Annotated in this window: 22 protein-coding genes and 2 other annotated features; of the genes, 4 read left to right on the top strand and 18 right to left on the bottom strand. The window is 36.9% G+C overall.

Features of this window, described 5'->3' with window-relative positions:
* Positions 1-1,032 (top strand): M42 family metallopeptidase, encoded by a 1,032-nt coding sequence (locus tag BN1225_RS02055; protein WP_041138176.1) that lies wholly within the window; start codon positions 1-3, stop codon positions 1,030-1,032.
* 131 nt (positions 1,033-1,163) lie between these two features.
* Entirely contained in the window at positions 1,164-2,504 is a 1,341-nt protein-coding gene (locus tag BN1225_RS02050; RefSeq protein ID WP_041138175.1) for a dicarboxylate/amino acid:cation symporter, read from the top strand.
* 28 nt (positions 2,505-2,532) lie between these two features.
* Here the strand turns inward: BN1225_RS02050 and BN1225_RS02045 are convergent, their stop codons facing one another.
* The 17 genes from BN1225_RS02045 to BN1225_RS01965 all read right to left on the bottom strand — a co-directional run bounded on the left by BN1225_RS02045 (position 2,533) and on the right by BN1225_RS01965 (position 20,126).
* Entirely contained in the window at positions 2,533-2,886 is a 354-nt protein-coding gene (locus BN1225_RS02045; protein WP_041138174.1) for a DUF2200 domain-containing protein, read from the bottom strand.
* 348 nt (positions 2,887-3,234) lie between these two features.
* Positions 3,235-4,461, bottom strand: a complete 1,227-nt coding sequence (gene tyrS, locus BN1225_RS02040; RefSeq protein WP_041138173.1) for a tyrosine--tRNA ligase — start codon at positions 4,459-4,461, stop codon at positions 3,235-3,237.
* Positions 4,462-4,493: 32 nt separating this feature from the next.
* Positions 4,494-4,685: a binding site (T-box leader), on the bottom strand.
* Between the two features lie 73 nt (positions 4,686-4,758).
* Positions 4,759-5,757, bottom strand: a complete 999-nt coding sequence (locus BN1225_RS02035; RefSeq protein ID WP_041138172.1) for a LacI family DNA-binding transcriptional regulator — start codon at positions 5,755-5,757, stop codon at positions 4,759-4,761.
* Positions 5,750-6,277: a DUF2397 family protein gene (locus BN1225_RS02030; RefSeq protein WP_052466232.1), complete on the bottom strand. Its 528-nt coding sequence runs from the start codon at positions 6,275-6,277 to the stop codon at positions 5,750-5,752. The genes BN1225_RS02035 and BN1225_RS02030 overlap by 8 nt, the downstream gene beginning before the upstream one ends.
* Positions 6,278-6,289: 12 nt before the next feature.
* Positions 6,290-6,553, bottom strand: coding sequence for a DUF948 domain-containing protein (locus BN1225_RS02025; RefSeq protein ID WP_052466227.1), 264 nt, complete (start codon positions 6,551-6,553; stop codon positions 6,290-6,292).
* Positions 6,554-6,614: 61 nt separating this feature from the next.
* The gene (murC, locus tag BN1225_RS02020; protein ID WP_041138171.1) at positions 6,615-7,928 is read right to left on the bottom strand and encodes a UDP-N-acetylmuramate--L-alanine ligase; all 1,314 of its coding nucleotides are present in this window, start codon (positions 7,926-7,928) and stop codon (positions 6,615-6,617) included.
* Positions 7,929-7,993: 65 nt separating this feature from the next.
* On the bottom strand, positions 7,994-8,863 hold the full coding sequence (locus BN1225_RS02015) for an ROK family protein (RefSeq protein WP_242857683.1): 870 nt from the start codon (positions 8,861-8,863) through the stop codon (positions 7,994-7,996).
* Between the two features lie 58 nt (positions 8,864-8,921).
* Positions 8,922-9,347, bottom strand: a complete 426-nt coding sequence (locus BN1225_RS02010; protein WP_242857682.1) for a CBS domain-containing protein — start codon at positions 9,345-9,347, stop codon at positions 8,922-8,924.
* Positions 9,348-9,468: 121 nt separating this feature from the next.
* Entirely contained in the window at positions 9,469-10,548 is a 1,080-nt protein-coding gene (locus tag BN1225_RS02005; RefSeq protein WP_317621624.1) for a M24 family metallopeptidase, read from the bottom strand.
* Positions 10,535-12,292, bottom strand: a complete 1,758-nt coding sequence (aspS, locus tag BN1225_RS02000) for an aspartate--tRNA ligase (protein ID WP_041138169.1) — start codon at positions 12,290-12,292, stop codon at positions 10,535-10,537. Before aspS ends, BN1225_RS02005 begins: the two co-directional genes overlap by 14 nt.
* A complete protein-coding gene (gene hisS / locus BN1225_RS01995) occupies positions 12,285-13,568 on the bottom strand; it encodes a histidine--tRNA ligase (RefSeq protein WP_041138168.1) in 1,284 nt (427 codons plus the stop codon). The genes aspS and hisS overlap by 8 nt, the downstream gene beginning before the upstream one ends.
* Before the next feature lie 38 nt (positions 13,569-13,606).
* Positions 13,607-13,798, bottom strand: a binding site (T-box leader).
* Positions 13,799-13,846: 48 nt separating this feature from the next.
* Positions 13,847-14,662 carry a polysaccharide deacetylase family protein gene (locus tag BN1225_RS01990; protein WP_052466223.1) on the bottom strand — a complete coding sequence of 272 codons (816 nt, stop codon included), beginning with the start codon at positions 14,660-14,662 and terminating at the stop codon, positions 13,847-13,849.
* 76 nt (positions 14,663-14,738) lie between these two features.
* On the bottom strand, positions 14,739-16,964 hold the full coding sequence (locus tag BN1225_RS01985; protein WP_041138167.1) for a RelA/SpoT family protein: 2,226 nt from the start codon (positions 16,962-16,964) through the stop codon (positions 14,739-14,741).
* A gap of 47 nt (positions 16,965-17,011) precedes the next feature.
* Positions 17,012-17,524, bottom strand: coding sequence for an adenine phosphoribosyltransferase (locus BN1225_RS01980; RefSeq protein WP_041138166.1), 513 nt, complete (start codon positions 17,522-17,524; stop codon positions 17,012-17,014).
* 49 nt (positions 17,525-17,573) lie between these two features.
* Positions 17,574-19,214: a single-stranded-DNA-specific exonuclease RecJ gene (recJ, locus tag BN1225_RS01975; protein WP_041138165.1), complete on the bottom strand. Its 1,641-nt coding sequence runs from the start codon at positions 19,212-19,214 to the stop codon at positions 17,574-17,576.
* 35 nt (positions 19,215-19,249) lie between these two features.
* Positions 19,250-19,531, bottom strand: coding sequence for a post-transcriptional regulator (locus BN1225_RS01970; RefSeq protein WP_041138164.1), 282 nt, complete (start codon positions 19,529-19,531; stop codon positions 19,250-19,252).
* Positions 19,532-19,661: 130 nt separating this feature from the next.
* On the bottom strand, positions 19,662-20,126 hold the full coding sequence (locus BN1225_RS01965; protein WP_041138163.1) for a hypothetical protein: 465 nt from the start codon (positions 20,124-20,126) through the stop codon (positions 19,662-19,664).
* A gap of 231 nt (positions 20,127-20,357) precedes the next feature.
* Between BN1225_RS01965 and BN1225_RS01960 the strand changes: the two genes are divergently transcribed.
* The gene (locus BN1225_RS01960) at positions 20,358-21,638 is read left to right on the top strand and encodes an oligosaccharide flippase family protein (RefSeq protein WP_041138162.1); all 1,281 of its coding nucleotides are present in this window, start codon (positions 20,358-20,360) and stop codon (positions 21,636-21,638) included.
* 56 nt (positions 21,639-21,694) lie between these two features.
* Here the strand turns inward: BN1225_RS01960 and BN1225_RS01955 are convergent, their stop codons facing one another.
* The gene (locus tag BN1225_RS01955; protein ID WP_041138161.1) at positions 21,695-22,327 is read right to left on the bottom strand and encodes a DUF421 domain-containing protein; all 633 of its coding nucleotides are present in this window, start codon (positions 22,325-22,327) and stop codon (positions 21,695-21,697) included.
* Positions 22,328-22,352: 25 nt separating this feature from the next.
* Here BN1225_RS01955 and BN1225_RS01950 point away from each other — a divergent pair, with 25 nt between their 5' ends.
* A complete protein-coding gene (locus tag BN1225_RS01950) occupies positions 22,353-22,700 on the top strand; it encodes a hypothetical protein (protein WP_041138160.1) in 348 nt (115 codons plus the stop codon).
* Positions 22,701-22,809 lie beyond the last annotated feature (109 nt).

Below are 22,809 nucleotides of genomic sequence, written 5' to 3'. Positions count from 1 at the left end.
ATGAATTTTGATAAACAATATGTATTAGATGTCCTAACGGATATTTTAAAAACAGACAGTCCAAGTGGATTTACCCATAGCGTCATGCAAAAGATTGAAACCTATGCGCAAGAATTAGGCTTTGCTTTTGAAATGACAGAAAAAGGAAATGGGATTATTATGGTTCCCGGAACGGATAACAGTCGTACTATCGGTGTTTCTGCCCATGTCGATACATTAGGGGCAATGGTAAGAAGTATTAAATCAAACGGTCGCTTGGCTTTTAGTCGTGTAGGAGGACCGATCTTACCTACTTTAGATAGTGAGCAGTGTACTGTTTATACACGTACCAATAAAACTTATTCGGGAACATTCTTTTCCACCAGTCCGGCTATTCATGTTTACAATGATGCGGCAACGTTGGAAAGAACAGAAGAAAATATGGAAGTCATCTTAGATGAAATCGTTAAAACAAAAGAAGACACAGAAAAACTGGAAATTGCAAACGGAGATTATATCTGTATCGATCCCAAAACGGTGATTACGGAAAACGGATTTATTAAATCACGTTTCTTGGATGATAAACTAAGTGTAGCGATCATCTTTGGCGTTTTAAAATATTTACATGATGAACAGATTTTACCTCAATACAATGTTAAAGTGTTAATTTCGACATTTGAAGAAGTCGGACATGGAATGGCCTATATTCCTAATGATATTTCCGAAGTATTAGCGGTGGATATGGGATGTATTGGCAAAGATTTAGCTTGCAGTGAATATGATGTATCCATTTGTGCAAAAGATTCTTCCGGTCCATATGATTATGCTATGACGACAAAATTAATTGAACTCGCCAAAGCTAATGACTTGCAGTATGCAGTGGATATTTACCCATCATATTCTTCAGATGCTTCTGCTGCCCTACGTGGCGGAAACAATATCCGTGCTGCCTTAATCGGTTCCGGCGTTTTTGCCAGCCATGGATATGAGCGTTCTCATTATCAAGGTGTAGAAAACTCAATGAAATTATTAGCTTTGTATTTAACCCATTAAGATTCGATTTCATAATCGAGTCTTTTTTTGCCAAAATAATACGATTTACAAGTTTTTTAAAAAAATATTTGCCTAATAAGACAAAGCTATATATAATATTAAAGGTTTGTGTCCAAATCAGGAGGTTATAAATGAAAGAAAAGAAGAAATTATCTTTAGCTGTTAAAATGCTGTTCTCATTATTATTCGGTTTAATTGCCGGTGGAATCTTCATGGTCTTGCGTGAAAATCTGTTAGCTGCTGGGCATAGTGAAACATGGAATACCATCAATCGGATTTTATTTCAAGATATCAGTGCTGAAAATGCCGGTAATGCAATTGGCATCTTTTATATCATTGGGCAACTGTTTGTCAATGCTCTGCAATTAATCATTATCCCCATGGTATTTACTTCAATTACACTGGCAATCTGTACGATGAAAGATACAAAAAAATTAGGACGTATCTCAACCAAAACCATTTTAGTTTTTCTGCTGACTACGGTGTGTGCCTTAATCTTTGCCGGAGTGGTGGGGATGAGTGTTTATCGCAGCGGAGCGTTTAATCCGATCAACGTCAGCAATTTAGCGCCGTCAACAGGAAGTGTGGGAGCAAATCCACTGAATATTCTCTTATCCGTTGTTCCAAATAATATTATCTCTGCTTTCTCTAATAACGGTAAAGTATTGTCGATTGTCTTTATTGCCGTCTGTATCGGTTTAGCGATCAATCATTTACATAGTCAAATTCAAGTATTTCATCGTTTGCTCGAAGAAATCAATAAAATCATTACAGTTTGTTTAAGTTTTGTCATCAACAAATTTGCGCCTATCGCCATCTTTGTTTTATTGACTCGTACTTTTGCAATCTACGGCATTGATTATTTAAAACCGGCTTTCGCTTATGTGGTGACTGCTGTTGTTGCCTTATTTGTTTATCTTCTGATTGGTTATCCTATATATATTCGTTTATTAGCTAAATTAAATCCCATTCCTTTTATTAAAAAAATTGCCAAAGTAGCACTCTTTGGTTTCTCTACTTCATCAAGTGCTGCGGCTTTCCCATTAAACAAAAAAACAACGGTAGAAGAATTAGGCGTTCATGATGAAATTGCCTCATTTACACTACCGTTAGGAATGACGATTAATATGGATGGAACAGCGATTATGCAAGTTATCGCCGCTATCTTTATTGCCGCCAGTTCAGGTTATGATGTTTCCTTTACCAGCATTGGAATCATCGCCATATTAGCTCTGGTTTCATCGATTGGAACACCCGCTGCTCCGGGTGCAGGCGCTGTCATTTTATTTACAATCCTTACCGGTATGGGATACACCAACGATGCGGCCTTACTGGCTTACTCTTTGATTCTAGCAATTAACCGCCCAATTGAAATGCTGGTGACTTCTTTAAATGTGGTTGGAGATTCCACCACTTCGATCATCGTGGCAAAATCTGAAAACCAATTTGATCAAGACATTTATCATCATTAGATCCTGCGGGATCTTTTTTTTATCAAGATTATGATTGTCTGAGGATACTTGCCATCTTTTTCCCTTTAGATAATTCATCAATCAATTTATCCAGATAACGAATCTCTCGCATTAAAGATTCTTCAATCTCTTCTACTTTAACTCCACAGATGGATCCCTTAATCAAATGTCTGTTCGCATTAAGTTGCGGAGCTTGGTTAAAAAACTCGGCATAAGTGATGTCACACTCCACTAATTCTTCTAACTTCCTTTCACTATATCCGGTAAGCCAAATGATCACTTCGTCTACTTCGGATTGAGTTCGTCCCTTTTTTACCGCTTTACTTACAAGTAACGGATAAATTTTGGAAAATTTCATTTGATATACTTTTTCATTTTTCATTATCATTTCTCCCTAATTGTTTTATATATTGTGGTCTCTTTTTGAAAGATTAAAGATTATTTTTCAATATCTCCGGCTCTCCTTGTTTCCAGTGGAACATACTCTTTATCATCTCAACCATCTATCAGCATTTTATAAATGAACTTTTCGATTCCCTCAAATTTATATTTTATTCCTCAACCAAAAACATCTTATCTTCATTCAAGTTTCACTTCAATACATTTTACTTATTTCATCTTTTTTCTCCTTTTATTGATTGAGGTTTTTTTATATCCCTTCTATCTCCACTTTAACATTAAGATTTCTTGCTCCCGCCTTTTTACAAAAAAAGATATCCTCTTGGATATCTTACACGTGTTGAATTAAATAATAGTTTTTCTTTCCACGACGAATGACTGTCATTTCTTCACCGAATGCTTCTGCTTTTTTTACGGTAAAGGTTTCATCAGTAACTTTATTCCCGTTGATTAATACAGATCCGCCTTTTGTAAATTCACGTGCTTCACGCTTGCTTTTTGCTGCACCGGAAAGAATCAAAGCATCTAAGATGTTTAAATCATCACTTGTTTGAGATGTCGGTACACCACTCAAGCAGGCTTTTACCTGTGCTAAGCTTAATTCACTGATGGCTCCAGAGAACAGTAATTCACTGATATGCACAGCTTCATCATAAGCTTCTGCTCCATGAAGGAAAGTGATGACTTCTCTTGCCAAAGCTTTATGTGCTTCACGTAAATGCGGTTGGGTTTTGTTTTTCTCTTCTAAATCCATGATTTCTTCCGGGGTTAAGAAAGTTAGGAATTTTAAGTAATCAATGACTTTATCATCTTCGGAATTGATAAAGAATTGATACATTTCATAAGGCGATGTTTTTTCTCTGTCAAGCCAGATTGCTTTCCCGTTTGTTTTACCAAATTTCGTTCCATCACTCTTTGTCAGTAATGGCATTGTAAATCCAAAAGCTTCTTTACCTGTCTTTTTACGAATCAATTCAATTCCGGCAGTAATATTTCCCCATTGATCCTGTCCGGCAACCTGCATTGTACAACCTTTGTTTTCATATAGCCATAAGAAATCTAAAGCCTGCATGATCATGTAAGAAAATTCTGTATATGTAATTCCCATATCTAAACGGCTTTTAATAATTTCTTTTGACAACATGTAGTTGATATTAAAATATTTTCCGTAATCCCTTAGAAAATCAATAAAGTTAATATCCTTTGACCAATCATAGTTATTCACTACTTCAAAGCCAAAAATATCCTGTGCCTGTTTTTTCAAGCAATTAAAATTGTGCGTCACTTGTTCTTTTGTGATCATGGGTCTTTCTGTATCCGGTTTTGGATCTCCAATCAATCCAGTCGCTCCGCCTACCAATAAGATCGGATTATGCCCGGCATCTTTTAAACGTTTGCTGATTAAAAAAGAAGAAAAATGTCCGATATGCAGACTGTCTCCGGTTGGATCGGTGCCAATATAAAAGGTTAATCCTCCATTGTTTAATTTTTCTTCTAACTCTGGTGAACTGATATCTTTGATCAATCCACGCCACACTAATTCATCATAAATTTTCATATTACCCTCCTCAAAATAAAAAGAAACCTCATCCAAAGGACGAAGTCTCGCGGTACCACCTTTATTCATGCTTTCACATGCACTCATTCATGCATAACGACATGACCCGTCTAAGCTTTTCACTTAGAAACTCCAGAGTGTATAGATCAAATTCCAGACTCGTTTTCACCAACCACGAGTTCTCTGCCCATTTCCTTTGAACCTCTCTCTTTCAGCGTATAATTGGATTATATATGGTTTATTTCACTTTGTCAAACAGAATTCAAAAAGAAAAAGCAGACCACGCTGCTTTCTTTTTTATTTAGTTGACTGACGCTGAATTAAAATATATTTCACTTCGACATCATTCGATTCGATTTCCTCATTGTTCAACATTTTTGTCAGAAGACGAACAGCTAAAGCTCCCATATTATAAATAGGGATATTAATACTTGTCAGCGTTGGCTTTGACATCAAGGCATAAGTGGTATTAAACATCCCAATGACTTCCATTTCATCAGGAATTGAAATCTGGTTATCGGTCGCCCCATTGATGACTGCCACCCCTTCTTTATCATTGGTTGCAATGACCAGCTGGTGTTTATGAGTTTTAAAATACTCCTGAAATTGTTTGTAACTTTCTTCATATTCAGAAGAACTTTCTAAAATCTGATCAAAAGTTTTATTGTATTTCGCATAGGCTTCTTGGATTCCGCTTATCATTTCTTCATCGCTTAACAAGTTTTGATGTGTCGTTACAAATAAGATATCATCAATCCCCTTCTCCAAGCGCTCACAGGTAATATCGTAGATTGCCTGCTTCACATTCGTATGAATGCTTCCTAAATTATCTCCTGCCATGTAATCTCCTACGACTACAATCGGAATTTTATATTTAGAAATTTGATTAATTTCTTCTTCTAAGAATTCATTGTTAAAAAGAATAACACCATCAGCTCTTGATTTAACTAATTTTTCCACTAATTCATTGACCATGTTATCTTCACCGATATCATCTGTTGTATGGAATGTCACCGTATATTTTAAAGTACGGCTTGTATCTCCAATCCCACCGATCATATCTTTTACATGAGCAAATAATGACTGCGGAAAAACAACAGCGATCGTCGTTGTCTTGCTTTTTGCCAATCCTCTGGCAATTTCGTTAGGTTTAAAATCTAATCGTTCGATGACCTCTAAAACGCGGGCTTTGGTTGCCTGTTTAACAACACTTGACCCATTGATAACTCTGGAAACTGTAGCTAGGGAAACATTCGCTTCTCTAGCTACATCATAAATGGTTACCTTTTTATCCATTATCTTTGTCAGAATTGTCTGTATCAGACTTTTCTTCACCAATTTCTTCTAATAAGTCATCGATTTCTTCTTTAACATCATCTAATTCTTCGTCGATTTCATCACTCATATCATCATATACATCTTGACCGTATTCGATAATTTTTTCCTTGTATTCGTTAATCTTTTCCATTGCTTTTTGAGAAAGATCATCGATTCTTTCCAATACTTCTTGACATGATTCATTATCTTTTGCTTTTTGTACTAATTCATCTAAGCTGCTTTTAACATCTGTTAATTTTTCTTTAGTTGAAGTTTTTACTTTTTCAGCATCGAAATCTTCTACAGCTTTTTTCATTTTATCTGCAGTTGTACTGATCATGCCTACGATATCCTCTTTTGTCAGGTCTTTTGATTTATCGTAAGCTTTCTTAGAACCTTCTTTAATGTCTTCTACCATTTCACTGCCTTTTTTAGGTGCACATAACATTCCGGCAATCACCCCAACACCTAAACCAACAATAAATTTTCCTAATTTCATATTTATATCCTCCTATTTTTTCCTGAACTTGCTTTTCCCGCCAAATGGGGCAAACAATCGTGTAATCGCTTCAAAAGGACGATTGATCATATCCAATTTATAATTGATGTCATCAATCATCAGATTGGCTTTATCGATTGTTTGATTGGAGCGGTCGATCGTCATGTTGAGACGCTCGATCGTGCTGACTAATTTTATAAAGACAAAACCGAGTGCCAGCAAGGCAAACGCACCTGCTAATAAAACGATACATTGGCTTATCTGCAATGCGCTCATATATCCACCTCTTCTCTTAAGTTTATTATTGCACAGTCGCTTTCATTATGCAATAAATGTATTAAATTTCCGCTTTCTTCGCCTCTATCACTAAATCTTCGAACTTATAAATATCTTTGCTGCTCATAAATAAATAGACAACATCTTCATACTCTGCAAGCTGTTTAGCAGAAGATATATCTTCACGAATAATCTTTGCCCTTGGAATATATTGTCCGATCTCATGAATATCAATGTCAATTCCCGGTTCTTTCGCCGCATTTTCCGGAAAATGGCATAAATATGGATAATCTGAAAGATCCATTGCTTCAGCGAATTCTTTAGCAAAACGCAGGATTCTTGAAAAACGATCTGGTTTAAAGATGGCCACGATCTTTTTATACGGATAACGCACACGAGTCGCCTCAATGACCATACGAATAGCTGTTGGATGATGAGCGTAATCATCAACATATATATTATGACCAATTTTTTTCACGCTATAACGACGCTTTACACCATCAAATGAGGCTAAACGTTCATTAATATATTCTGCTTCCATCCCTTCTAAATAACCTAAAGTAATGTTAGCGAGAGCATTTTGAAGCATATGCTTCCCAAAATAAGGCAGATTGAAATGTCCAAACAGTTCACCGTGAATCATCACATCAAAACTCATGCCTTCTTCTGTCGGTAAATAATTTATTGCTTGAACATCATTGTTTTTGTTTAACCCAAAAGACAATGTTCTTGTTTGAATATGAAGCTTAGGCAAATAAGGATCATCTCCCCAAATAATCACCGTATCTTTTACTTGATTGGCAAAATTTTCAAATGCCTGCTTATAATCTTCAAACGTCTTGAAATAATCCACATGATCATATTCGATATTGTTGATTACTGCATATTTAGGACGATAATGCAGGAAATGATCCTGATACTCACATGACTCCGCAATAAAATATTTGCTGTCTTTTTCTGCAAATCCGGTTCCATCTCCGATCAGCACTGTCGTTTTATCATAGTCTTTAAACAGATGATAAGCCATTCCGGTCGTGGTGGTTTTTCCATGTGTTCCGGCAATGGCAATCGAATCATAACGATCCATCATCTCTCCTAAAAAGTCAAAATAGCGATAACATTCCACATTGGGATTTTCCAATGCCGCTTTTACTTCTTCGTGGTCATCATTGAACGCATTCCCAATAATGACTTTATACCCATCTTTAATATTCTCCTTGTTGAAAGAATAGATAGGAATGCCTTTATTTCTTAAATCTTCTTCAATAAAGATATATTTGTCAATATCACTTCCGGTAACTTCATACCCGAGTTCATATAAAATTCTTGCCAGGGATGCCATTCCCGAACCTTTTACACCTATAAAATAATACATTATTCTCACCTCTAGAACTATTTTATCACAATCACAAAAAAAAGAAACATTAGAGCCCTATTTCCCTAATGTTTTGTTGCATATAATACGGCGCCTAATAAATTAGCGTCATTATTATAAAGACAACGGTCGATCCTTGTCGTCGTTAAATCTTTGAACGGACGTTCCAATCCATTCCAAGTCTCTCTTACCTTGTCAATAAACCAGTCTTCTTCACTGATTCCTCCGCCTAAACAGATCACTTCCGGATTATAGAAAATCACGATACTAAAAAGCCCTAAACAGATATTTAAACACCATTGATCCATAGCCTTCACAGCTGCAGCTTCTTTTGCCAGGTAGCGTTCGCATACTTCTGTTCCATAGGTCAGCTGAGTCTCACTCATGCTGTTATAAATGTTAATCAAAGCACTCATGGATGCCAAATTTGATAATCCTAAGATCTTTCCATCAGCATAGCCCATTGGAATGTTAGAGAATTCTCCGGCAATATTATTCACGCCTTGGATGACACCCTCACGATCACAAACACATCCGCCGATTCCGGTACCAATGACGAAATATACGCTTGAAGACGTCCCTTTTCCATTACCAATCATCAATTCACAGTAACCGGCTGCTTTTGCATCATTCATCGTCGCTGTCTTGATTCCGGTACGACTCTTTATTTCTTCGTTGACACGATGATGCATCATGATTCTGACATTGCGAGCCGCTTTCGATAAAACAGTAGAATCACTGTCAATGACCCCCGGCGCACTAACCCCGATACATTCCACATCTAATTCGTTTAGACCTTCGCAAAGATAATCATAAAATTCATCTTTCGTCTTGCATAGCTTGGTTTCTTTTTTCCATTTTTTAGTAATCGTATAATCTTTTTCAACCAGTGCATATTTGATGAACGTTCCACCAATATCAATTCCTAAATACATGTATTTCTCCTCCATTTATGTCTATCTTAACAATAGCATAAATACGATTTTTATAAAACTATTTTTGATATTCTTCGGCGATTTGCTTTGGATTATTTTCTACATAATGCAAGCGGTAATAATACTGCAGAATATCTTTACGGGTAACAATACCGATAAAGAGTTTACGATCATCAATAATCGGAATGAAATTCTGTTTTGTCGCCATCAGCAGCAAATCTGCCATTGACGTATCGACCCTTGCAGCAGGATTTAACTGCTGACGAATCATGTCTTTTACATAAATATGTTCACTCATTTTATATTCAAAAGGATCATGTTTTAAAATCTCCCATAACAAATCACCTTCTGTAATCGTTCCTACATAGCGGCCATCGTCACTGACAACCGGCACTGCCGTAAAGCCATGATGCTTCATCGTCTCTAAAGCCTGTCTGGCCGTATTGCTTTCATCAATATACGTTACATCTGATTTAGATTTCAAAAAAAACAACAAATTCATATACTCACCTTTTTCTTTTTTTATCCATCTCTATTATACGCTAAATTAAAATCAAGTTAAAAAGATTTAGTAACAAAAATAAAACAGCAGAATTTATCTGCTGTTAATCTACTATTTTTAATTCTTTGGAATAATGATTCAAGCTTTCACAACCGGTTTTGGTCACGACCACTAAATCTTCCACACGTACACCAAACTCATTTGGCAAATAAATTCCCGGTTCAATGGAGAAAATCATTCCCGCTTCCACTTTCATATCAAACTGGCTCGATACATCGCCGTATTCATGAACATCTCGGCCAATGAAATGACCAAGTCGATGGGTAAAGTATTCACCATATCCTTTTTCGGTAATATAATCACGGGCAGCTGCATCGATATCACATAAACGCACTCCCGGTTTGATCATCGCCTGAGCCTTTAAATTTGCTTCTTTAACGATATTATAGACTTCTTTTTGTTTATCGCTGACACATTGATAAAAGAAAGTTCTGGTCATATCGGAACAGTAGTCCTGATACAAACACCCCATATCGATAATAATCGAATCCCCCGATTGAATACGCGTTTCATCATTTCCATGGTGAGGATCTGCACCATTCTTACCAAAAGCAACAATCGGTGAAAAAGAATGTCCGCTGGCTCCTAATTCCTGATAGATAGCCAATAAACGCTCACTCATGCTCAGTTCTGTATCGGTGGGCTGAAGTGTGGCGATCAATCGTTCGATCGCTTGGTCATTGATCTGACTGGCATGCATCATTGTCTCAATTTCATCTTGTTCTTTCACCATACGGACTTCATCAATAACGCTGGATCCGTTGATAAATGTATTGTTTGGCATTTTTTCTTGCAAGGCTAATAAGAAATGGGCGGGCCAAAATTTATCAATACCAATCGTTGTCTCTGACTGCATGGCATCAGCCAATAAAGCAATGCTGTCATCAGTATCTGAAAACCAAACTTTTTCAATTCCGACATCTTGCAAAACAAAGAATAATTTATTCAAAAATAAACGATGGCTGCCCTTTGCATCAATCAATAACACATACATTCTTTCACCGGGGTGATTATTGACCCCACAAAGATAGTGAATAGAAGAAGGATCACTGATGATCATATAATCCATCTTCTTTTCTTTCATCTTGTCAATGACTTTTTCCAAACGATTAAGCTTCATCATCTGCGATCACCTCTAATCCTAATTCCTCCAACTGCCCTTGATCTACGGCTGTCGGTGCTTTAGTCATCGGACAGCTAGAGCTTGAAATTTTAGGGAAAGCAATGACATCACGTAATGATTCTGACTGTGTCAGTAGCATTGCAATACGGTCCAAACCTAAGGCAAATCCACCATGAGGCGGTGTTCCGTATTTAAAGGCTTCAACAAAATAACCAAACTGTCTTTGAATCTGTTCATCACTAAAGCCTAATGCATTAAAGACACGTTTTTGTAAATCCTGTTCATGGATACGAATAGATCCTCCTCCTAATTCAAATCCATTTAACACGATATCATATGCATCTGCCAAACAGTTTGCCGGATCTTTTTCGATCAGCTCCAAATCACTTTCTTTTGGTCGTGTGAACGGATGATGTTTTGCATAATAACGCTGAGTTTCCTCATCATATTCAAACATTGGGAAATCCGTTACCCATAAGAAAGCAAATGATTCCGGATCATATAAGTTTAATTCTTTTCCTAAATGGTTACGCAAAGCCGCTAAAGCATCACATACGACTTCATATTTAGCGTCTGCAACAAACAACAGCAAGTCTCCGTCATGGGCATTCATAGCTTCCAATAACGCTTGGGTTTGTTCTTCATTAAAGAATTTAGCGATCGGTCCTTCTGCTTTGCCTTGGTTCACTTTCATCCACGCTAAACCTTTTGCTTTATATGTTTTAGCGATATCGGTCAGTTTATCTAAGGCTTTACGTGAATAATGAGCCGCCTGATTGATGACGTTGATCCCTTTTACATGTCCGTTTGCATTTAAAGCCGATTTAAAAACCACAAAATCAACATCTTTTACTGTTTCATTTAAGTTAACCAATTCTAAATCGAAACGAATATCCGGTTTATCGATACCATATCTTTCCATTGCTTCTTGCCAAGTCATACGTTTTAATGGTAAAGGAAGATCAATGCCTTTGACATCTTTCATGACTTTTGCCATCATTCCTTCACAGACTGCCAAGATCTCGTCGGTATTCATAAATGACATTTCGACATCGACTTGAGTAAATTCCAATTGACGATCGGCTCTTAAATCTTCATCTCTGAAACAGCGGGCGATCTGATAATATTTTTCAAATCCGGCAATCATCAATAACTGCTTGAACTGCTGAGGTGACTGCGGCAAGGCAAAGAATTTTCCGTTATGGACACGGCTGGGGACAAGGAAATCCCTTGCTCCTTCCGGAGTAGAACGAGTTAAATAAGGGGTTTCAATATCCACAAAATCCAAATCATCTAAATAATGACGAATACTTTTTGTGATTTGATGGCGCAATAAGATATTTTGTTGGATCTTAGGACGGCGTAAATCTAAATAACGATAGACTAAACGTGTTTCTTCCAAAGCGTCTGTTTCATCGGCAATGATCATGGGTGTCAATGCGGCAGGGGAAATGATATCCAGCTTCGTCGCTTCAATTTCAATATCTCCGGTTGGCATCTTAGGGTTCTTTGAACTTCTTTCCACCACTTTTCCTACCACATGAATCACAAATTCATTTTTCACTTCTTTTGTAACCGTCTCCATGGATTCATCACAAATAACCTGAGTAATGCCATAACGGTCTCTCAGATCAATAAAGACTAAGGCCCCAAGGTTTCTCTTTTTTGCGACCCATCCTTTTAATTCAACGATTTCTCCTACATTTTCAATTCTTAATTCCCCATTATGGTGTGTTCTATTCATGCTCATGTCCCCCTTCTAAATGATGTTCAATATAAGCAACAATATCTTCTAACGGTACTGTTTCCTGTACTTTATCATGCGTACATTTAATGTTGACGACTTCATTTTTGACTTCTTCTTCTCCGATAATTATCGCAAAGTGTGCCTGTAAGCGATCGACTGTTTTAAACATTGCTTTCATTGATCGATTGGCATAATCCATATCGCAGCTAAATCCATTAGCTCTTAACATTGTAACGATCTGCAAAGATAAGTCTCTGGCCTCTTGTCCTAGCGGCATGATGTAAATATCCAAGGCATCTTCTTCCTCCGGTTCCATCTGATCTAACGCTAAGGCTAAACGTTCCATTCCAAAGGCAAACCCGACACCCGGTGTTTCCGGTCCGCCCATTTCCTGAACTAATTTATTGTAGCGACCGCCTCCGCCTAAAGTAGCGGCATTGCCGAAAGTCGGATCTTCACTGATTACCTCAAAAACAGTATGACAGTAGTAATCCAATCCTCTGACTAAATTAGTATCCACCAGATAATCAATTTCCAGATCATCTAACAAAGCACATACTTTTTCAAAATGCGCTTTTGCTTCCAAAGTTAAATAATCAATCGTCTTAGGGGCTGTCTTTATCAACGGATGTGCTTTATCTACTTTGCAGTCTAAAATACGCAAAGGATTTTTTTCAAAGCGAGCCTGACAATCTCCGCACAATTCATTCAATCCCGGTTTAAAGTGATTCATCAATGCCTGACGATAATTTTCGCGGCTGGTTTCATCACCTAATGTATTGATATGCAGTTTAACGTTCTGCAATCCTAACGATTCAATGATCGTCACTGCCATAACCATGCATTCTACATCCACTTCGGGATTTTCCAGTCCCAACATTTCCACTCCAAATTGGTGGAATTGACGTTGTCTCCCTTTTTGCGGACGTTCGTAGCGAAACATTGGTCCCATGTAGTAAAGCTTTGTTAATTTATCGGGATTCACATAAAGTTTATTTTCAACGAACGCTCTGACCACTCCGGCTGTTCCTTCGGGACGCAGAGTCAAAGAACGGTCTCCACGGTCTTTAAAGGTGTACATTTCTTTTGATACAACATCCGTCGTATCGCCTACTGCTCGGTTAAATAATTCGGTATGTTCAAAGATTGGAACACGAATTTCCTTGACGTTGTAGTTAAAGGCAATCGTACGTAATAGTTGTTCTAAATACTGCCAATTTTTTGTTTGTTGTGGAAGCAAGTCCACTGTTCCTCTTGGTGCGCTGTATGCCATTTCTTTCTCCTCCTTTAAATAAAAAATACGCCCTTATAAATAAGGACGTATTACACGCGTTGCCACCTTAATTCATGATCTCTCATGCACTTAAGGTCTTAACGCGACAAACGGCTATGCTTTTAATAGCTCCTCCAAAGTGTCTCCGTCATTAACCATGCAGGTACTTTCAGCCTTGATACCCGTCTCTTACCACTTTATAATAACGCTCTCTTTTTCATTGGATTGATATTAATCATTTTATATCATACTTCTAATATCTTGTCAATCAGAATGAATTAATAATAAAACGAATCTGTTGACATCCTGACTCTTGGCAATTCCAAATAGTCCATGCCTCTTTCCACTCTTCCATATTGGGTGGTAAATGCTAATTTATATCCGGCAGCTCTCAATACAGCTTTAGCTTGTCCGTCATATCCTCCAAAAGGATAAGCCATGGCAATCGGCTGATCGATTGTTTCAGCTGAAGTTTTCATATCCGCTACTGCAGAGTCAAAATCCTGACATTGAATGGCCCCATATTGAATTGGTTTCATACCCGGGCAAGTTCCTTGATGCATATTATGCGTATGGCTCTCTAATTCCAGATTAAGATGCGACAAGCGTGATGCATAATCTTCAGGAGCGGAGGTAATCTCAAAGCTGATTCCCACAAAACCATATTTTTCTAATAACGGCAATGCCATATCATACGTATAATGATATCCATCATCCATCGTAATCACGACTGAATTTTCCGGTACTTCGATCTTTCCTTCCAGCCAATCGTATAGTTCTTCCATAGTCAATGTTTTATAGCCTTCTTCTTTAAAATGAGCCAGCTGCTGTTCAAATTTTTGAATACTGTAGAAATTTCCGTTTTCCGGAGTTTCAGTCGTTTCATCATAAAAATAATGGTACATAAAGACTGGAACGGAAGTGGCAGGTGTCGATACATTGGAAAAATCATTCTGATATTTCTTTGGCAATTCAACCATAACTGCCGTATCTTTTAAGGGCACAATTTCCGTTCCTTTCTTATTATAAAGAAAAGCAAAAGCCACGATAACAACCCCTGAAAGAGCAATTAAACCCATCACTATTTTTTTCATTTTAAGACCTCTCTTTTAGTATAATCATTATTTCATAATTCATGCCAAGTTATGAAAAAGCACTTCAAAAGAAGTGCTAATGAATCGTTCTTTCAATCCCGTAAATCCCCTGAACCTTATGCAGATTATCAAAGGCAGTTTTTAAATGTTCGCCATTTTCTACCGTTACTTTCAAATTAATGATCGCTCTGGTATCCACCACATCCGCATGAATGTTCAAGATATTAATTTTAGATTGTCCTAACGTGTTAATGATATCTGTCAGTAAATTTGTTCGATCGGTCGCATCAATGGTAAATTCCACTTCATATTTTTTCGCCATTAAAGAAGCATAATCCCAGTAAACATCGATCAAACGCTTTTTCATATCCGGACCTTTGACATTCGGACAGTCTTTTCGATGCACTTTGATTCCCTGACCTTTTGAAACGAAACCGATAATCTCATCGCCCGGAATCGGGTTACAACATTTGCTCAGCTGAATTTTCAATCCGCTCATGCCGCTGACTACTACACCGGTAGCATTTGCCATTTTGTCACGATCGTTGTTTGTATTGTTTTTTTGAAGCATTTTGGAAATACTGTCGATAAAGCTGCTTCGCTTCGGATTAGCACGATCTAATAACGCATAAGCGGTGATTGCTTTTCTGCCGATCTGATAAAGCAGTTCGTCAAAGGATTTTGCTCCAAAAGAACTATAATAAGATTTATAGATTTCTCCGTCTAAATACACTTTTTCGTCAAGTTCACGTTTTTTTACTTCTTCTCTTAGCAATTTTTTGCCGGTTTCAATAAAAACTTTTCTGCTTTCTGCTTCCTTTTGAGAAAGGAACTGACGAATCTTGTTTCTGGCTCCGGCAGTATGCACCACTTTCAGCCAGTCCTCACTCGGTCCGGAAGAATTCTTATTGGTCTTGATTTCGACAACATCCCCGGTTTTTAAAGCCGTATTGATTGGAACGATAACGCCATTTACGATAGCTCCGACCGCATGATGACCTACTTCTGTATGAATACGATAGGCAAAGTCAATCGGCGTTGAACCGTTTGGCAGTTCGATGATCTTCCCTTGTGGGGATAATACATAAACATTCGCTTCAAAGATATCCTGTCTTAAGGAATCATAATATTCTTTAGCATCACCATCTTTGATATCTTCAGATAAACTGATGAATTCACGCAGCCATTGCAGCTTCTCACCAATTTCTTTTTGTTCCATCTTACTTGAATACTGTCCGTTTTCTTTATAACGCCAATGGGCTGCAATCCCTCTTTCGGCAATCGCATCCATTTCTTCGGTACGAATTTGAATTTCAAAGATTTGCCCCATTTCGCCGATAATGGCCGTATGTAAAGACTGATACATGTTTGGCTTTGGCATGGCAATGTAATCTTTAAAACGTCCCGGCAACGGACGATAGTATTCATGAATAATTCCCAATACTTCATAACATTTCATCTTATCATTATCAGTAATAATACGTAAGGCATTCAAGTCATACAGTTCATCAAAACGTTTATGCTTGATGACCATCTTTTTATAAATACTGTAAATATGTTTAGCACGTCCTAAGATACGATATTGAATATGATGCTGGTCAAGCAGTTCTCTGACTTTTTCCATCATCGCTTCGACGGCTTCTTTTCTTTCATCACGCTTAATCTCCAATAATTCGGAAATCTCATGATAAGGCACAGGATCTAGGTAGTATAAACTTAAATCTTCCAGCTCAATGCGGATATCGTTGATCCCTAAGCGATGAGCAATCGGTGCATAAACTTCCAATGTCTCTTTGGCAATACGCTTTTGCTTATGCTCCGGCATATATTGCAAAGTACGCATATTATGCAGACGATCGGCAAATTTGATTAAGATGACTCGAATGTCTTTTGCCATCGCAATATAAATCTTACGGTGATTTTCAGCATAAACATCCGCTTCATCTTTAAACTGCATCTTGGTGATCTTCGTTACTCCTTCAACCAACGTTGTGATTTCAGATCCAAAACGCTCAATCATCTCCGCTTGCGAAACGTCACAGTCTTCCATCACATCATGAAGTAATCCGGCGGCAATGGTCATTGGTCCGGTTTGCAGGCTCGCCAAAATATAAGCAACCCAAATCAAATGAATCGTATACGGTTCTCCGCTTTTTCTTGTTTGACCGGCATGTTTTTCCATAATATACGCATATGCACGTTTAATCAGATCAATGCTTTCATCATTTTTGATATATGTCGAAACTAATTCCAAGACATCATCAAAACTCATCGGATCTCCTGCTTGTTTGATTTTCACCATGATACTCACCCCTTCTATCTTATGCCTAGTTTAAAAATATGTCAGAACTAATATTTTAAAATAGAATACACATCATAATCTTTTAATTTTTCTCTGCCTTTTAAAGCTTCTAATTCGATTAAGAAACAAATTCCGGTCACAACCCCGCCTAATTCTTCAATCATCTTACAGCTGGCTTCAATAGTTCCTCCGGTTGCCAATAAATCATCGATCAAAACGACTTTTTGTCCTTTTTTGATCGCATCTTTATGCATTTCTAACGTATTGTGTCCATATTCTAATTCATATGTTGCTTTAATCGTTTCACGAGGCAGTTTTCCCGGTTTTCTAACCGGTACAAAACCTGCTTCCATCGCATAAGCCACAGGACAGCCGAATAAAAACCCTCTGGCTTCCGGTCCGGCAATAATATCTGCCTCTTTGCTGATGGCATAAGCTTTCATTTGGTCAATCACCTCATGATATGCTTTTGGATCTTTCATTAATGGTGTCACATCTCTAAATAAAACCCCTTCGATAGGGAAATCTTGTATATCTGCAATATATTGTTTGAAGTCCATATTTTTTCCTCCTAGTATACTTAAAATTATATCAAACCCAATCGTTTGTTTAAAGTATATCCTTTAAAATTATTTGAATATACTGTCGATTTTGGTATTCATTAATCGCAATTTGACCAATGACAGTGCGTTTTTCTCCTTCATTAACCTGTTCGATCAAATCTTTGCAGTTAAAGCAGATAGCATCAAAGCTCACATGATCCTTGATACAGCTGATCTTTAAATGTTTACCGCCGCTAAGCACATTCTTTCTTGCTACCAAAACATCTTCAATACAGAAGATCGGTTCTTCATTGCAGCTGCCAAAAGGTTCCAGCAAACGTAAAGAAGCAACATTTTTCAAAGTGATATCTTCTTCATCTAAAACGATGCATTCTTTATTTTCTTCTTGAAACTCTGTCTGTTCCACAGCATTCTTGACTTTTTCATAGAAAGAAGGAATACAGTTAAATTTAACCGTAAATCCTGCAGCTAATGCATGTCCTCCATAAAACAGTAAATCTTCACTGGCAGTCTCTAAAAATTCATTGAGTTTAAAACCACCAAGTGAACGTGCTGATCCTTTATATACATTATTGGTTTCATCATAGTTCATTAAAAAACTGACTTTATTATATTCTTTTGTAAACTTACCGGCTAATAACCCAATTAAGCCTTCATGAACCGGCTGTTCATAAAGAAAGATAAAATCATCTTCCTTCTTTATTTCTTCTTTCAGCATGCCATACAACTGATTCGTCATCGTCTGTCTTTTGGAATTGATCGCTCTTGCCTTATTGGCAAATGTTTGCAGGAAAGCAAGCTGTGAAGGATTCGGGTGTTCTCCTATCAAAAAATATTTAACACAGTTCGCCGGGTTGACTTCTTCTGGTAATCGCCCAAACGAATTAATCTTTGGGGCTAAATTGAAACCGATGGAAGTCGAACTGTAGACGATGTTATCCCCTAAAAGCAAATCAATTGCCGGGAAGTGACATTCTTTCATCAGCATCAAGGCTTTTTTAACCATTGCTTTATTTTCATCCACGAGCGGCATCATATCGCTGATTGTTGTAATGGCCGCAAGACAATATAAATAACGGTCATGCTTTCCCAATAGACGATACGCCAATTTATAAGCAACCACTCCACCGGAAATCTCTTTAAAAGGATAAGACGGTGATAGTTTTGTATGTAAGAATGCATAAGCATTAGGCAGATCATCGCTAAATGCATGATGGTCTGTCACAATCACGTCAATCCCTAATTCATTTGCAAGGTCAATCGCTTCCATAGCTTTGATACCATTGTCCACAGTAATAATCAAAGTATACCCTTTTTCATACATTTGTTGCACTCTGGCTTCATTTAATCCATAGCCATCCACAAAACGATTCGGAATATGATAACCTACCTCTTTTCCTAACATTTTAAAGGCTTTGACTAGAATTGTTGTCGCTAAAATACCATCACAGTCATAATCTCCGTAAATACAGATTGATTCATCTTGTTCAATCGCCTCTAAGATACGTTCAATCACTTCTTGGCTTTCCGCAAACAATTCATAATCATGAAACACCATCTTACCAAGCTGCTTGATCTGTTCTTCACTCATTTGGCGTTGATCCAGCACTTTGCTTAACAGACTATTAGTCTGATAACGGTCTTGATAGTGATGATAGTTTTCACTTCTAAATTTTTTCCATTCCATATTATCCTCCAAAAAAAATAGCTGATTTTACTCAGCTATTTCGCAATTAAATCCATAAAATCATCAATTTTTAAAGTGGCTGCATCCTGAATCGCTTTACGACTCATATATTCAAATATCTGGGCAGAACTAACTGCAAAAACATCATCTACCAGATCACATGTTTCCAGTCTTTTTTTCGCTTTCCATTTGATTGAAAAAAGATAATCTTTAATTTGACTCTTATCAATCGATTTTATATTTTCTTTTCTAAATTCTCTAACTTTTAATGCCAGTAGAACATCCAAATCTTCGATTTGCTTTTCTGACAAAATCATTTTCAAAACCACCACTTTCACTCACTAAACTCTTATAAATGATATTATAAATGATATTTCGACATATGGAAAGGTTTATTTTCGTTAGTTTATGCTTTGATTATAAAAAATGACCATTATTCCTTTACTTTTACTCTCTATCTTCCTCAAAAGTTTTACAGTTTCTCATTAGTTGTTCGACCATTTTTGCAGAAGCTGCATAATAGGTCTGATTGCTGTAAGTGAGGGGAATGCTTTTTCCTGCCATAAAGCATACCGTCCCGATAATATAGGATTCTCCCTGCTTAAAGAGCTGTAAATGATAATAACGTCCAAAATAGTAAGCAGAGAATTCTAAGATCAAATCATACCCATCATTATTTTCAACCTTTTCAAGGTCTCCCTCTTCCACTTCTAAGTTGAACTGATCAATCTGATAATGCTGTTCATTAACCATATCATTGACCCATACTTGCTTAGCAGAGTGCAGGTTTAAAATCGTTTCCGTAATACTGACTCTTAAAAAACGTACTTTTCCTTCTATGGAACAACCACCCAACATCAAAATGAGAACCATAAGAACAATAATCGAATACTTCCCATATCTTTTTTTCATATTGTTCCCCCTCTTTCGTCAATTTGTTTCACTAACTTTCTTTATTTCCCTTAATTCTATCTTATCACAGCTTACGTGACTTTTAAATGTTTCTAACCTCATAACCGATTGCCTTTTTATTCGTCTTCTTCATGTATATTTAATTATCAAGCCGAATACCTATGTAATGTATCTTTTACAATCATACGGAAAGGTGGTCCTTAATATGTACCAAAATACAGGTCTTGCTTTATGAAAAAGAAAACAATTCAAGCTTTTTTTATTTTATCCTTTACGACTGCTCTTTCAAAAATCTTCAACATCATTAACCGAATCATCTTATCCCGTTTATTAGGCGGCGAAGGATTTGGTCTCTATATGCTGATTATGCCGACTTTAGGCTTGTGGATTACCTTATCTCAACTAAGCATTCCCAGTGCGATTTTTAAATTGATAGCTGATCCGCAATATAAGAATAAGAAAGTCATGACCACCGGTTTTTTTATCACTACCATTACCACTTGTTTAATGATGCTGCTGTTTACTATTTTTTCTCCATTTATCGCCACCAATATGCTTAAAAATGCGGATACCTTGCTGCCGCTTAAATCGTTGATCCTGTTTATCCCTTTAACAAGTTTAAGTGCGGTTATTAAAAATTATTTTTTAGGCAGACAACAGCATAAGGTCATTGCTAAAACACAGATTACCGAAGAAGTGTCCCGTTTAGCTTTTACTATTGCCTTTTTAATGATCTTCACTGATTATTCAATGCCTATTTTAGTCACCTTGGCATTTGTCGCAATGAGCTTAGGGGAACTGGCTTCTGTTCTGCATCTTCTCTTTTATGTCAAGCCAAGAAGAAAACGTGAAATGTTTGATTTCAGCGAACCACATTTATATTATGATTTTTTCAGAATCAGTTTACCGATGACCGGAAGCCGCCTGCTTCACTCGGTTGCCGGTTTCTTAGAACCGATCATCATTACGACGATCTTATTATCAATCGGTTATCAATCCACTCAGATTCAGATCGAATACGGAATGATGAGCGGCTATGTCATGAGTTTAATTACGATTCCCACCTTTTTTACAACTGTCATTTACCGCATCTTGCTTCCTATCTTTTTGGAACATCTGGATAACCGCAAAACCACGTTGAAATATCTCTATACCGGTCTGTTTGTCTGCTTTTTAATTGCTTTGCCATTTACTTTCATTTTTTACTTTTTCCCTCAGCAATGCCTGTCTTTCCTTTATAATACCACTTCCGGCTGGCAATATTTAAAATACCTCAGTATTCCTTTTATCTTATTCTATCTGCAAACGCCATTAAGCGCTCTGCTTCAGGCTTTAGATAAAAACAAGACAATGTTTTATATCAGTGTTGCGGAATGTGTCATGGAAGTCATCTTGCTCATTGTGTTAACGCCGCAATTTAAGATTTTGGCAATGGGGATTACCTTATTGATTGGAATCTGCATCACTTTGATTTTAAGTGCATGGAATGTCTATCGTGCTTTATTCCACTAAAAAACAGGCACATCTTTGTGCCTGTAATTTCATCAACCAAGGTATAAAACAAATCTTTATTTCATAATAAAGAATAGGCGTTCCTTTTCAACCACACAATAAAATACATCGTGATAATCTTGAACATGGTGACGCTTTAATTCGTTGACTAACCAGTTTTCATCTTTATTCAAAGTCGTTAATACGTCTTTGATGATTTCCCCATCAATAATGACGGGTTCCGGATGCGCAACCTGACAGTCTTTCTTTAATAAGGTAGACAGAGTACCATTTGTCTCTAATATGGCAAATTCCACTTCTGAAATACTGCCAATCTGTTGCTGTCTTAACTGCTGACATAAGGCATCAACATTATATTTAAGTTTACGCATCATTTTCTGATTCACTTTTCCGTTGGTGATAATATAAGACGGTGTTCCATCTAAAAAATCTCTCAACTTCTTGCTCGTCAATGATAAAGAAGAACTTATTTTATCAAGGATCACCAAAGATAATGTCGCAATGACGGAATCCACCATTTCCGGCAATGTCTCATCAAATGACATTGTCATCAATTCTGCAATAATTAAAAAGACTACAAAATCAAAGACCGAAAGCTGACTAAACTCTTTCTTTCCTAAAAATCGCAGTAAACAAATTAAATACACATAAACAAATATACTCTTTAATATAATAATTATATATTCCATTGGCACACCCCTAAGGAGGATCGTTATGAAAAAATACTTGACCCCATATCTTTTTACTTTAACATTTATTTTTGGATTATTTATGATCATATCACTATTGATGGTAACCATTACCTATCTGTTGCCATTAAGCAGCGCCACATATAATATGATCATCTTAGTGACGTCTTATATTGTTATTATTGCCGGAAGTTATCTGTTTATTCACTTTGTGCCGTCAAAGCCACTGATTCATACCGTTGTATTTGGGATTATTTATCTCATCATCAGCTATTTGGCATGTAATGGTGTCAGCAGCTTATTGCATTTATTTTTAAAACCGGTCGTATTTATACTATGTTGTGTCATTTGGAGTGTATTTAGTAAAGAGTAAACAAAAAGAGCAGATCACTGCTCATTTTTTTATATCTAATAATTAAAAAGATTCTGTTTATCCCAACATACAAAGCTGTATATTCATATAAATAAAAAAAGAAGTAGGT

It is taken from the genome of Beduini massiliensis (assembly GCF_000829905.1).
Classification (GTDB): domain Bacteria; phylum Bacillota_I; class Bacilli_A; order Erysipelotrichales; family Coprobacillaceae; genus Beduini; species Beduini massiliensis.
The sequence above is the reverse complement of the archived record's forward strand: the minus strand, read 5'-3'. Positions and strand labels throughout refer to the sequence as shown.